Source organism: Klebsiella aerogenes KCTC 2190, assembly GCF_000215745.1.
Taxonomy (GTDB): domain Bacteria; phylum Pseudomonadota; class Gammaproteobacteria; order Enterobacterales; family Enterobacteriaceae; genus Klebsiella; species Klebsiella aerogenes.
Genome location: NC_015663.1, coordinates 67,208 through 79,721 on the forward strand (window position 1 = coordinate 67,208; position 12,514 = coordinate 79,721).

Consider the following 12,514-nt stretch of genomic DNA (forward strand, 5'->3'; position numbering starts at 1 on the left):
TTATTCTCCCAGCAGGCGCATCATTTCGGCTTCGTCGATAACCTCAATGCCTAACTCCTGCGCCTTCGCAAGCTTAGAGCCCGCCGCTTCGCCGGCAATCACCAGATCGGTTTTCTTCGACACGCTGCCGGCGACTTTCGCCCCCAGCGCGACCAGCCGCGCTTTGGCATCATCGCGCGACAGCTGGCTCAGGCTACCGGTTAATACCACGGTTTTACCAGCAAACGGACTGTCAATTTCTTCCGCCTTCACCACCACCGGCGCCGGCCAGCGAACGCCTTCAGCGCGCAGTTGCGCGATGACCTCGCGGTTGCTCTCTTCGGCGAAGAAGTTAAAAGTATGTGTGGCGACGACAATCCCGACGTCAGGCACCTTCTGCAGCTCCTCAATCGAAGCCTGTTCCAGCGCTTCAATAGTGCCAAAATGCGCTGCCAGTCCCGCTGCTGTCGCCTCACCGACTTCGCGAATACCTAACGCATACAGGAAGCGGGCGAAGGTCGTCTCTTTCGCTTTCTCCAGCGCGTTGACCACATTTTGCGCCGATTTCGGTCCCATGCGATCCAGCCCGGTAAGCTTACCGGCGCTGAGCCGGAACAGATCGGCTGGCGTATGGACGTACTCTTTCTCAACCAGCTGATCGATGATTTTATCGCCCATACCGTCGACATCCAGCGCCCGTCGGGAGACAAAGTGCTTCAGCGCTTCTTTACGCTGTGCGCCGCAGATAAGCCCGCCGGTACAGCGCGCCACCGCTTCCCCTTCCACCCGTTCAACATCGGAATGACATACCGGACAATGTGTGGGGAAGATGATTTCACGCGTATGTTCCGGGCGTTCAGAAAGCACCACGTTGACGACCTGCGGGATCACGTCCCCCGCGCGGCGAATCACCACTTTGTCGCCAATACGCAGACCTAAACGTTCGATTTCGTCGGCGTTATGCAGGGTGGCGTTACTGACCAGTACCCCGGCCACGTGCACCGGTTCAAGGCGCGCTACCGGCGTAATCGCTCCGGTACGGCCAACCTGGAATTCCACATCGTTGACAAAAGTCATCTGCTCCTGGGCCGGGAATTTAAAGGCCACCGCCCAGCGCGGAGCGCGGGCGACGAAACCAAGCTGCTCCTGCAGCGCCAGCGAATCGACTTTAATCACCACGCCGTCAATATCAAAACCAAGTTTCGGACGGTCTTCTTCAACCTGGCGATAGTAAGTAAGCACTTCCTCTGGAGAATGACACAGCTTCACGCGGTCGCTCACCGGCAATCCCCACTGCTTAAACTGCTGCAAACGCGCGGAGTGGCTGGCCGGTAGTTCACCGCCTTCCAGCACGCCAACACCGTAGCAGAAGAAAGTAAGCGGTCGCTTCGCGGTAATACGCGGATCCAACTGGCGCAACGAACCCGCGGCGGCATTGCGCGGGTTAGCAAATACTTTGCCGCCGGTGCGGCGCGCTTCTTCATTGATTTTTTCAAATCCGGCCTGCGGCAGGAACACTTCTCCGCGCACTTCCAGCCGCGCCGGGATATTGTCGCCGCGTAGCTTCAGCGGAATAGCGCGAATGGTTCGCACGTTGGAGGTAATATCCTCGCCGGTGGTGCCATCGCCACGGGTCGCCGCCTGCATCAGCACGCCGTTTTCATAGAGGATACTGACCGCCAGGCCATCGAGCTTGAGCTCGCAGCACCAGGTCAGATCCGCCGTATCGCTTAAACGGTCCTGCACGCGTTTGTTAAAGGCGAGGAAACTCTCTTCATCAAAGACGTTATCCAGCGACAGCATGGGCACTTCATGGCGAATCTGGCTGAAAGAGGCCAACGGCGCCGCGCCAACGCGTTGGGTCGGCGAGTCAGGGGTAATCAGCTCAGGATGTTGCGCTTCGAGTTCGCGCAGTTCGCGCATCAGCCGGTCATATTCCGCATCGGGAATCTCCGGGGTGTCCATAACATGATACAGATATTCATGATGGCGAAGGGTGGTTCGCAGTTCAGTCAGTTTTTGTTCGATTGGTTCCATATCGCACCATCAATGATAAAAAACCCCCGACGGGCGGGGGTTCAGATTAAGCAGACGACACGCTAGCGCGTAGATCAGGCGTTAGCCTCTTTTACTTCGCGAATACGATCCTGGTACTCACGCAGTTTCTGCGGCGTCATCATCCGACGCTGGTCGTCAAGCACCACGCCGCCAACTTCATCGGCGATGTACTGCGCCGATTGCAGCATCAGTTTAAAGTTTTGCAGCTCGTCGCCAAACGACGGCACCTGCATAAAGATAGTCACGCCTGGCGTGGTCATATCCACCATCGCATCCGGATTGAAGGTGCCAGGTTTAACCATGTTCGCCAGGCTAAACAATACCTGTCCGCTACCGTCCGGGCTTAAATGACGATGGAAAATATTCATATCGCCAAACTTAAAGCCGGCCTGCTGGATGCTGTTGATCAGCAGTTCGCCATTAAGCTGCGAACCGTGATGCGCGGCGACGTTCATCACGATGACCGTCTCTTTGCGCTCTTTCGGCTGCGGCGCGGCGGCCGGCTGCTGAGGTTCAGCGGCTGGCGCTTCAGGGGCCGGTTGCGGCTGCGGCGCGGCAGGCTGTTGAACCGGCGCAGGTTGTTGAGCAACAGGTTGTGGGACTGGTGCCGACTGTTGAGCTACAGGCTGTTGCGGAGCTGGCTGCACCGGCTGCTGATATTGCGGCGGTACCGGCTGCGGCTGATGGACCGGCCGCGCTGGATGTACCGGCTGAGCAGGGGCAACATGATGCGGCGGCTGGGCCTGCGGCTGCGGAGCAACAGGCTGCTGCGGGCGCGGCGCGTGCGGCGGCGCCTGATGAACCGGCTCGTCCTGACGCACAGGCTGCTGCACCTGACGCTCATAAGGAGGCTGATACTGGTGTTGCGGCGCCTGACGAGGTGCTTCTTGCTCCCCATATGCGCCGTTCGGGGCGTGATTAACCCGGTGAACGCGAACTTCACCTACGCCTTCAACATCGTCATCAAAGTCATCGCCTTCCGATGTTTCATCGTCGCGAGACTTCATACGTTTCAGTGGGCGATCGCGGAACATCGAGGAACGCTCTTTACGGCTGGTCCAGAAACCATGTACCAGTAAAGCGATTATGGCGATCGCGCCAACAATGATTAATATCAGACGCAAATCCTGCATCATTATATTCTCTGTTGTTCTAACACCTTGCCACCACGGCAAACATTTACTCACTAAGAGTATTTGCCGATTACATCAAGTGCAAGTGCGTCTGCCCCTTTCACCCCATAAAGATGAACTAAATCGTGCTTTTTGCTGTTTTTTCGAACATTTCCTAACTGGTTATTGTCTGACAACCCGATAAAATAAGCGGGCATTCACACTGAATGTTAAAAAAGGAGCATCGCCTGACTATGGTTTCATCATCCGCAACTACCCCACGTAGCGGCGTCTACTATTTTTCACAAGGCTGGAAACTCATCAGGCTGCCAGGGATCCGACGTTTCGTGTTCCTGCCTTTATTAGTTAACGTGATTCTGATGGGCGGCGCGTTCTGGTGGCTGTTTACCCGCCTCGATAGCTGGATCCCTTCATTAATGAGCCATGTGCCTGAATGGCTTCAGTGGTTAAACTACCTGCTGTGGCCGGTGGCGGTTATCTCTATTTTGTTGGTATTTGGTTACTTCTTTTCGACCATCGCCAACTGGATTGCCGCGCCGTTTAGCGGCCTGCTGGCGGAACAGCTCGAAGCGCGACTGACCGGCGCGACGCCGCCCGACGTTGGCATATTCGGCATCATGAAAGATGTCCCGCGCATCATGAAACGCGAATGGCAAAAGTTTGCCTGGTACCTGCCGCGCGCCATCGTTCTGTTACTGCTGTACTTTATCCCCGGCATTGGCCAAACCGTCGCGCCGGTACTGTGGTTCTTGTTTAGCGCCTGGATGCTGGCCATCCAGTATTGCGACTATCCGTTCGATAACCATAAAGTGCCGTTTAAAACCATGCGCGAGGCGCTGCGTTCGCGGAAGGTCATCAACATGCAGTTTGGCGCGCTGACCAGCCTGTTCACCATGATCCCGGTTCTCAACCTGGTTATTCTGCCAGTCGCTATCTGCGGCGCGACGGCGATGTGGGTGGATTGCTATCGCGATAAGCACGCGATGTGGAAATAGTGCTCTTAGCTCTCTCTTTCGGGGCGGTTCACGCCGCCCCTTATTTCCGTCTTATTCCTTCTTGCTCATCATTATTTCCCTTCAGCATATAGATATGCTAAATCCTTACTTCCGGATATTGTTTAAGCGGGTATGCTGAAGCCGTACCCCCAAATTTCATACAGTTAAGGACGGGCCATGAGTAAGATTTTTGAAGACAACTCCCTGACAATCGGTCATACGCCGCTGGTACGACTGAACCGCATCGGTAATGGCCGAATCCTGGCCAAGGTAGAATCTCGTAACCCGAGCTTTAGCGTTAAATGCCGTATCGGCGCCAATATGATTTGGGATGCTGAAAAGCGCGGCGTACTGAAACCGGGTGTGGAACTGGTTGAACCAACCAGCGGCAACACCGGTATCGCCCTCGCCTACGTCGCCGCCGCTCGCGGCTACAAACTGACGCTGACCATGCCGGAAACCATGAGCGTGGAACGCCGCAAGCTGCTGAAAGCGCTGGGCGCTAATCTGGTGCTGACCGAAGGCGCGAAAGGCATGAAAGGCGCCATCCAGAAGGCGGAAGAGATTGTCGCCAGCGACCCGGAAAAATATCTGCTGCTGCAGCAGTTCAGTAACCCGGCTAACCCGGAAATTCACGAAAAGACCACCGGCCCGGAAATCTGGGAAGACACCGATGGCCAGGTTGACGTCTTTATCTCCGGCGTCGGTACCGGCGGTACCCTGACCGGTGTTTCTCGTTATATTAAAGGCACTAAAGGTAAAAAAGATCTGATTACCGTCGCCGTTGAGCCGACCGACTCGCCTGTTATCGCCCAGGCGCTGGCTGGTGAAGAGCTGAAACCTGGCCCGCACAAAATTCAGGGCATCGGCGCCGGCTTTATCCCGGGCAACCTCGACCTGAAACTGGTCGATAAAGTGGTCGCCATCACCAACGAAGAAGCTATCTCCACCGCTCGTCGCCTGATGGAAGAAGAAGGTATTCTGGCCGGTATCTCTTCCGGCGCTGCTGTTGCCGCGGCGTTAAAGCTGCAGGAAGATGAAGCCTTTACCAATAAGAATATTGTGGTTATCCTACCGTCTTCTGGTGAGCGTTATTTAAGCACGGCGCTGTTCGCAGATCTCTTCACCGAGAAAGAATTGCAACAGTAGTGCCAGTTTGTAAAAACCGTGTAAAAAAGCACCTTTTCGGGTGCTTTTTTGTGGCATACGTCAAAGTTTTACCCCTCCTGGCATTGATTCACCTCGTAGGGTCTGGTATTTAACCAGCACATTTATTTTGAAGCGCGAAATTATTCAGATTTGGATTTCCGCAGGCTGAATCGATTTTATGATTTGGTTCAAGTCTTCCTTTCGCGGCATAATGTTTAATGAAGTGCTAGACGTCAACGGACTTAAGGTCCTCTCAGCGGTTCCGCTGCTGACGCCTTAGCCACACACGTAACGCCGGCGCTAACAATACAGGCTAAAGTTTGGTCGTTAGGCTAGACTTTAGGTCCACAACACTAAACCTATAAGTTGGGGAAATATAATGTTCCAGCAAGAAGTTACCATTACCGCTCCGAACGGTCTGCACACCCGCCCTGCTGCTCAGTTTGTTAAAGAAGCGAAAGGCTTCACTTCTGAGATCACTGTAACCTCCAACGGCAAAAGCGCCAGCGCAAAAAGCCTGTTCAAACTGCAAACTCTGGGCCTGACTCAGGGTACCGTTGTGACCATCTCCGCTGAAGGCGAAGATGAGCAAAAAGCAGTTGAGCATCTGGTTAAACTGATGGCTGAACTCGAGTAAGTTCACGGGTTCTTTTTAATATCAGTCACAAGTAAGGTAGGGTTATGATTTCAGGCATTTTAGCATCCCCGGGTATCGCTTTCGGCAAGGCTCTCCTGCTGAAAGAAGATGAAATTGTCATCGACCGGAAGAAAATTTCTGCCGATAAGGTTGATCAGGAAGTTGAACGTTTCCTGAACGGCCGCACCAAGGCCTCCGCCCAGCTGGAGGTCATCAAAACCAAAGCTGGTGAAACTTTCGGTGAAGAAAAAGAAGCCATCTTCGAAGGGCATATTATGCTGCTGGAAGATGAGGAGCTTGAGCAGGAAATCATAGCCCTGATTAAAGATAAGCACATGACTGCCGATGCGGCAGCCAATGAAGTTATCGAAGGTCAGGCAACTGCACTGGAAGAGCTGGATGACGAATACCTGAAAGAGCGTGCCGCTGACGTACGCGATATCGGTAAACGTCTGCTGCGCAACATTCTGGGCCTGGCAATCATCGATCTGAGCGCTATCGCGGAAGAAGTCATCCTCGTTGCCGCCGATCTGACCCCGTCGGAAACCGCACAGCTGAACCTGAACAAGGTGCTGGGTTTCATCACCGACGCGGGCGGCCGTACTTCCCACACCTCTATCATGGCGCGCTCCCTTGAGCTGCCGGCAATTGTCGGTACCGGAAGCGTCACCTCCCAGGTGAAAAACGGCGACTATCTGATTCTCGATGCGGTTAACAACCAGGTTCTGGTTAACCCGAGCAACGAAAAAATTGAAGAGCTGCGTGCGCTGCAGGCGCAGGTTGCTGAAGAAAAAGCAGAACTGGCGAAACTAAAAGATCTGCCGGCCATCACCCTCGACGGTCATCAGGTTGAAGTTTGCGCTAACATCGGTACCGTTCGCGACGTAGACGGCGCTGAGCGCAACGGCGCGGAAGGCGTGGGCCTGTACCGTACCGAATTCCTGTTCATGGACCGCGATTCTCTGCCGACTGAGGAAGAACAGTTCGCAGCCTATAAAGCGGTGGCTGAAGCGTGCGGCTCACAGGCCGTTATCGTTCGCACCATGGACATCGGCGGCGATAAAGAGCTGCCGTACATGAACTTCCCGAAAGAAGAGAACCCGTTCCTCGGCTGGCGCGCCGTGCGTATCGCGATGGATCGTAAAGAGATCCTCCGCGACCAGGTTCGCGCTATCCTGCGTGCCTCCGCTTTCGGTAAGCTGCGCATCATGTTCCCGATGATCATCTCTGTTGAAGAAGTGCGCGCACTGAAGAAAGAGATTGAGATCTACAAACAGGAACTGCGTGACGAAGGTAAAGCTTTTGACGAATCGATTGAGATCGGCGTGATGGTGGAAACCCCGGCAGCCGCGACCATTGCTCGTCATTTAGCCAAAGAAGTTGATTTCTTTAGTATCGGAACCAATGATTTAACGCAATATACTCTGGCAGTTGACCGTGGTAATGATATGATCTCGCATCTTTACCAGCCGATGTCACCGTCTGTGCTGACTCTGATCAAGCAAGTTATTGATGCTTCTCATGCAGAAGGCAAATGGACGGGTATGTGTGGTGAGCTTGCAGGCGATGAACGTGCTACACTTCTGTTGCTGGGTATGGGGCTGGACGAATTCTCTATGAGCGCCATTTCCATCCCGCGCATCAAGAAGATTATTCGTAACACGAACTTCGAAGATGCAAAAGTATTAGCAGAGCAGGCTCTTGCTCAACCGACGACGGACGAGTTAATGACGCTGGTTAACAAGTTCATTGAAGAAAAACAATCTGCTAATCCACGAGATGCGCGGCCCAAATTACTGCTTAGGAGAAGATCATGGGTTTGTTCGATAAACTGAAATCTCTGGTTTCTGATGACAAAAAAGACACCGGAACTATTGAGATTGTTGCTCCGCTCTCTGGCGAGATCGTCAACATCGAAGACGTGCCGGATGTGGTTTTTGCGGAGAAAATTGTGGGTGATGGCATTGCCATCAAACCTACTGGCAACAAAATGGTTGCGCCGGTAGAGGGTACCATCGGTAAAATTTTTGAAACCAACCATGCTTTCTCTATTGAATCCGATAGCGGCATTGAGCTGTTTGTTCACTTCGGTATCGATACCGTTGAACTGAAAGGCGAAGGCTTCAAGCGCATCGCTGAAGAAGGTCAGCGCGTGAAAGTCGGCGACCCGGTTATCGAATTCGATCTGCCGCTGCTGGAAGAAAAAGCCAAGTCTACCCTGACTCCGGTTGTTATCTCCAACATGGACGAGATCAAAGAGCTGATCAAACTGTCCGGTAGCGTCACCGTTGGTGAAACTCCGGTTATCCGCATCAAGAAGTAATTCTTGCTTGCCGAGAAAATGGCGCCTTCAGGCGCCATTTTTTTATGCCGGCCGGTAGCACTTTTCACTCGCCAGGATTTTCATCCCCTGCGGGCTACTTTCCAGAATCCGCCGTTCGCTATCCGCGACCCATAGCTCGCACTGGCAGCCGCTCTCGTTTTCAAACATCGTTCTCGCCCTACAGGCATCTTCCAGAGCGTTCATCCCCATCGTCTCAAAATGGCCAACGGTTCTCCCCTCCCTGCGTACCACTAACCGATAGCTATGCATCGTTATTGCGCTCCCGACGGCGGTAAAATGAGTTCATCGCAGCCCTGACTCTCGGTCCAGGTCATTACCGCCAGCACGCGCTGAGCGGCGGCGCGCGTAGCGTCGCCCAACGGCATGTCGCACACCAGGTTGCTGATGAGCTCGGCGCAGAACAGGTCGCCGGTACCTTTGAGGTCGGTTTCGACGCGAGGATGGACGACCACTTCGACCGCGTCGTCGGTGACCACCAGCACGTTAATAGTCGAAGCATCCAGCCCAGGCGCGCTGGTAATCACCACCCACTTTAGGGTATCGGAAAGCAGACTACGCGCGGCGATCACCGCTTCCTGCTGGTTGTGGCACGGCATGCCGCTGAGGGTTTCGAGCTCGAAAAGATTTGGCGTGATCCCCCGCGCCAGCGGCAACAGGTGGCGGCGATAAGCCTCGGGGATCTCCGCTTTTACGTAGATGCCGCTATCTACATCGCCAATCACCGGGTCAACCAGAATACAGAGGTCGGGATGGTGCACACGGATCCGCTGCAGCCACTGCGCCAGCAGCGCAATTTGCCCGGCGCTGCCCATATACCCGGTGGTTACCGCCCGCAGCTCGCGAAGCGCATCACGCTCCTCCAGCGCCCGCAGATAGCCGCTAAACCACTCTTCCGGGATCACCCCACCGTAGAAAGTATCGTAATGTGGGGTATTGCTGAATAACACCGTGGGCACCGCCATCACCCGCAATTCATGCTGCTTGATTGCCGGTACCGCGATACTGTTACCGACGCTGCCATAGACCACCTGCGATTGCACCGCCACGATATCAACCTCCAGCGCCCGGCTGTGGTCGTTAAAGAGCACGGACTGTATTTCGTCTTGCTGACTCATCCTTTCTCCCCCCGCTGGACAGCGGGTCATACTCTGATTATCATTCGTCCTATGCTAAAATTCATTTTGTCATAGGTCAATAATGTTCACCGGAAAAACCGCAAACGAGATTTTCGATAACATCCGTCATCTGGTGCAGAGCGGCGCGTTGCAACCCGGAGAGGCGCTGCCGCCGGTGCGCGAGCTGGCAGGCGACCTGGCAGTCAACCGCAATACGGTGGCGGCGGCCTACAAGCGGCTGGTGACCTCAGGGCTCGCCGTCAGCCAGGGGCGCAACGGCACGGCCATTAAGGCGCTTAATACGCTTAATGCGGTCGAGGGCGGCGATCCGACGACATCGCTGATTGATATTTCCGGCGGCAATCCGGATCCGCGACGTCTGCCGGATATTGGCCGTTTTCTTCCCAAGCTGTCGCGGACCCCGCACTTATATGGCGATGCCGCCGTTGAGCCACGGCTGGCTGACTGGGCGCGGGAGTGGGTCAGTCGCGATATTGGCCACGAATTTGACATCAATTTGACCAGCGGCGCGATTGACGCCCTTGAGCGCCTGCTCTGCGCGCTGCTGCTACCCGGCGACAGCGTCGCGGTAGAAGACCCCTGCTTTCTGAGCAGCATCAATATGCTGCGTTACGCCGGTTTCCAGCCCAGCCCGGTCGCCGTCGACGGTGAAGGCATGAACCCGGAGCGGCTTGAAGAAGCGCTGCGCAACGGCGCCCGTGCGGTAATACTGACTCCACGCGCCCACAACCCGACCGGCTGCAGTTTGACGCCGGAGCGCGCACAAGCGATTCGCACCGTGCTCGCCCGCTATCCGCAGACGCTGGCGATCGTTGACGATCACTTCGCCCTGCTCTCAGCGACATGCTGGCACAATCCGCTACCTGACGGCATTCAGCGTTGGGCGCTGGTGCGCTCAATGTCCAAAACCCTGGGCCCGGATTTGCGGCTGGCGATAGTCGCCAGCGACCCGACAACCTCGGCGGCGCTGCGCCTGCGCCTGAACGCCGGTAGCCAGTGGGTCAGCCATTTACTACAAGAGCTGGCGTTCGCCTGCCTGAATGATAGCGCTTTTGCCGCCTCTCTGACTGCGAGCCAGCGCCATTATCAGCAGCAAAATCAGCGGCTCGCCGCCGCGTTGGCCCGCCACGGCGCTGGCGATTATCCGCCTGGCGATGGTCTTAACTTCTGGCTGCCGCTATCAGCCGCCAGCCAGCCGCTGGCGTTGCGTCTGGCGCGGGCCGGTTGGCTGGTGCGTGAAGGTGAAGCCTTTGGCGTGAAAACACCGGCGCACGGCCTGCGCCTGTCGCTGGGCGCCTTAACCGAGGCGCAAATTGAACAACTTGCACACGATTTATCGCTGGTCTTACCTTGTTAAACACGGGAGTTTTATGCGGATCCACTTTATCGTTCATGAAGTTTTTGAAGCGCCTGGCGCCTATCTGCGCTGGGTTAACGCGCGCGGCTATCAGGCCAGCTGGTCGCGAGTTTATGCCGGGGATCCGCTGCCGGCGAATGCCGAAGGTTTCGATATGCTGGTGGTACTTGGCGGCCCGCAATCACCACGCACCACGCTTGCCGAGTGCCCATGGTTTGATGCCCATGCCGAGAAAAACCTGATTGCCCAGGCGATTGCCGCCGGGCGTATCGTGGTCGGGATTTGTCTCGGATCGCAGCTCATCGGCGAAGCGCTGGGGGCGCCGGTGATGCAAAGCCCGGAAAAAGAGATTGGCCACTATCCTATCATCCTGACCACCGCCGGACTGCAGGATGACAACATCGCCCATTTCGGCTCATCGGTGGTAGTCGGTCACTGGCACAACGATATGCCGGGCCTGACGCCTGCGGCGGAAGTCCTGGCTTCCAGCGAAGGGTGCCCGCGGCAAATCGTCAAATATAGCGATCGGGTCTACGGTTTTCAGTGCCATATGGAGTTTGACGCGGAGGTCATCGAGTTATTAATTACCCACTCGCAATATGAACTTGCCGCCGCAAAAGGCAGGCGCTTTATTCGCAGCGAAGATGAAATGAGGCAATGGGATTATCGCGAGATGAATCAAAAACTATGGGCGTTTCTGGATAAGCTGGTAGCGAAACACGCACTTTAGTTAACCGGCCCCCATGCCTGGCATGGGGACCGTGATAGCGCGTTTAGATACCCGCTCCCTGGCTGAAGTGTTCTTCGCCGAACACGCCGGTTGAGAGATAGCGATCGCCGCGATCGCAGATGATCGCCACCACCACCGCGCCCGGATTGGCGCGAGCAATACGCAGCGCCCCGGCAACCGCGCCGCCGGAACTGACGCCACAGAAGATCCCTTCCTGTACGGCCAACTGGCGCATCGTGTTTTCCGCATCCTGCTGGTGGATATCCAGCACCTCATCCACCAACGAGGCATTAAAAATGCCCGGCATATATTCCTGCGGCCAGCGGCGGATCCCCGGAATGCTGCTGCCCTCTTCCGGCTGTAGCCCAATGATACTTACCGGCTTCGCCTGTTCGCGCAGAAAACGCGATACGCCGGTAATGGTACCGGTGGTGCCCATGCTGGAAACAAAGTGGGTGATACGCCCGTCCGTCTGGCGCCAGATCTCCGGGCCGGTGGTGGTGTAATGGGCGTAAGGGTTATCCGGATTATTGAACTGATCCAATAGCTTACCCTCGCCACGCTCGGCCATCGCGGCGGCCAGATCGCGAGCACCCTCCATCCCCTGCTCTTTGGTGACCAGGATGAGTTCAGCGCCGTAGGCGCGCATTGCGGCGCGCCGCTCCTGGCTCATGTTGTCCGGCATCAGCAGTTTCATCTGATAGCCTTTTAACGCCGCAATCATCGCCAGCGCGATACCGGTATTACCGCTGGTCGCCTCGATCAATACATCGCCGGGTTTAATTTCGCCGCGCTTTTCCGCTTCGACAATCATCGACAGCGCGGCGCGATCTTTTACCGAGCCCGCCGGGTTGTTGCCCTCAAGCTTGAGCCAAATTTCGCTGCCGTTGTCCGGCCCCAGACGTTGTAATTTCACCAGCGGCGTGTTGCCAATTGTTTGTTCTAATGTGTTCACTTCAGCTGTCCAATAAAAAGCCCGGCCGCGTCATGCGCTCC

The 12,514-nt window shown here is 55.7% G+C and carries 12 protein-coding genes; 7 read left to right on the plus strand and 5 right to left on the minus strand.

Annotated features, from left to right (window positions below; all coding sequences use genetic code 11):
* Window positions 1-2,016 (minus strand): NAD-dependent DNA ligase LigA, encoded by a 2,016-nt coding sequence (gene ligA / locus EAE_RS00365; protein ID WP_013878165.1) that lies wholly within the window; start codon window positions 2,014-2,016, stop codon window positions 1-3.
* Window positions 2,017-2,090: 74 nt separating this feature from the next.
* Complete coding sequence (zipA, locus tag EAE_RS00370) at window positions 2,091-3,173, minus strand: cell division protein ZipA (RefSeq protein ID WP_047079280.1); 1,083 nt, start codon at window positions 3,171-3,173, stop codon at window positions 2,091-2,093.
* A gap of 230 nt (window positions 3,174-3,403) precedes the next feature.
* Between zipA and cysZ the strand changes: the two genes are divergently transcribed.
* The 5 genes from cysZ to crr all read left to right on the plus strand — a co-directional run bounded on the left by cysZ (window position 3,404) and on the right by crr (window position 8,274).
* Entirely contained in the window at window positions 3,404-4,165 is a 762-nt protein-coding gene (cysZ, locus tag EAE_RS00375; protein ID WP_013878167.1) for a sulfate transporter CysZ, read from the plus strand.
* Between the two features lie 177 nt (window positions 4,166-4,342).
* On the plus strand, window positions 4,343-5,314 hold the full coding sequence (cysK, locus tag EAE_RS00380) for a cysteine synthase A (protein WP_013878168.1): 972 nt from the start codon (window positions 4,343-4,345) through the stop codon (window positions 5,312-5,314).
* A 379-nt stretch (window positions 5,315-5,693) separates the two neighbouring features.
* The gene (ptsH, locus tag EAE_RS00385; RefSeq protein ID WP_000487600.1) at window positions 5,694-5,951 is read left to right on the plus strand and encodes a phosphocarrier protein Hpr; all 258 of its coding nucleotides are present in this window, start codon (window positions 5,694-5,696) and stop codon (window positions 5,949-5,951) included.
* 44 nt (window positions 5,952-5,995) lie between these two features.
* The gene (gene ptsI / locus EAE_RS00390) at window positions 5,996-7,786 is read left to right on the plus strand and encodes a phosphoenolpyruvate-protein phosphotransferase PtsI (RefSeq protein ID WP_015703130.1); all 1,791 of its coding nucleotides are present in this window, start codon (window positions 5,996-5,998) and stop codon (window positions 7,784-7,786) included.
* Entirely contained in the window at window positions 7,765-8,274 is a 510-nt protein-coding gene (gene crr, locus EAE_RS00395; RefSeq protein ID WP_015365497.1) for a PTS glucose transporter subunit IIA, read from the plus strand. The genes ptsI and crr overlap by 22 nt, the downstream gene beginning before the upstream one ends.
* A 42-nt stretch (window positions 8,275-8,316) precedes the next feature.
* Here the strand turns inward: crr and EAE_RS00400 are convergent, their stop codons facing one another.
* Both EAE_RS00400 and pdxK read right to left on the minus strand, forming a co-directional pair.
* Window positions 8,317-8,544 carry a hypothetical protein gene (locus tag EAE_RS00400; RefSeq protein WP_015703131.1) on the minus strand — a complete coding sequence of 76 codons (228 nt, stop codon included), beginning with the start codon at window positions 8,542-8,544 and terminating at the stop codon, window positions 8,317-8,319.
* Between the two features lie 2 nt (window positions 8,545-8,546).
* Complete coding sequence (gene pdxK / locus EAE_RS00405) at window positions 8,547-9,410, minus strand: pyridoxine/pyridoxal/pyridoxamine kinase (protein ID WP_015703132.1); 864 nt, start codon at window positions 9,408-9,410, stop codon at window positions 8,547-8,549.
* An 82-nt stretch (window positions 9,411-9,492) separates the two neighbouring features.
* On the opposite strand from pdxK, the gene ptsJ reads away from it, so the two are divergent.
* A complete protein-coding gene (gene ptsJ, locus EAE_RS00410) occupies window positions 9,493-10,788 on the plus strand; it encodes a MocR-like B6 salvage transcription factor PtsJ (protein WP_015703133.1) in 1,296 nt (431 codons plus the stop codon).
* 13 nt (window positions 10,789-10,801) lie between these two features.
* On the plus strand, window positions 10,802-11,518 hold the full coding sequence (locus EAE_RS00415) for a type 1 glutamine amidotransferase (protein ID WP_015703134.1): 717 nt from the start codon (window positions 10,802-10,804) through the stop codon (window positions 11,516-11,518).
* Window positions 11,519-11,561: 43 nt separating this feature from the next.
* On the opposite strand, the gene cysM is transcribed toward EAE_RS00415, so the two are convergent.
* Window positions 11,562-12,473, minus strand: a complete 912-nt coding sequence (gene cysM, locus EAE_RS00420; RefSeq protein ID WP_015365492.1) for a cysteine synthase CysM — start codon at window positions 12,471-12,473, stop codon at window positions 11,562-11,564.
* Between the last annotated feature and the right edge of the window lie 41 nt (window positions 12,474-12,514).

Bases quoted from the DNA above. Each gene is read 5' to 3' on its own strand.
- crr (WP_015365497.1), top strand. From the start codon at position 7,765: ATGGGTTTGTTCGATAAACTGAAATCTCTGGTTTCTGATGACAAAAAA.
- cysK (WP_013878168.1), top strand. From the start codon at position 4,343: ATGAGTAAGATTTTTGAAGACAACTCCCTGACAATCGGTCATACGCCG.
- EAE_RS00415 (WP_015703134.1), top strand. From the start codon at position 10,802: ATGCGGATCCACTTTATCGTTCATGAAGTTTTTGAAGCGCCTGGCGCC.
- ptsH (WP_000487600.1), top strand. From the start codon at position 5,694: ATGTTCCAGCAAGAAGTTACCATTACCGCTCCGAACGGTCTGCACACC.
- ligA (WP_013878165.1), bottom strand. From the start codon at position 2,016: ATGGAACCAATCGAACAAAAACTGACTGAACTGCGAACCACCCTTCGC.
- ptsJ (WP_015703133.1), top strand. From the start codon at position 9,493: ATGTTCACCGGAAAAACCGCAAACGAGATTTTCGATAACATCCGTCAT.
- ptsI (WP_015703130.1), top strand. From the start codon at position 5,996: ATGATTTCAGGCATTTTAGCATCCCCGGGTATCGCTTTCGGCAAGGCT.
- zipA (WP_047079280.1), bottom strand. From the start codon at position 3,173: ATGATGCAGGATTTGCGTCTGATATTAATCATTGTTGGCGCGATCGCC.
- cysZ (WP_013878167.1), top strand. From the start codon at position 3,404: ATGGTTTCATCATCCGCAACTACCCCACGTAGCGGCGTCTACTATTTT.
- pdxK (WP_015703132.1), bottom strand. From the start codon at position 9,410: ATGAGTCAGCAAGACGAAATACAGTCCGTGCTCTTTAACGACCACAGC.
- EAE_RS00400 (WP_015703131.1), bottom strand. From the start codon at position 8,544: ATGCATAGCTATCGGTTAGTGGTACGCAGGGAGGGGAGAACCGTTGGC.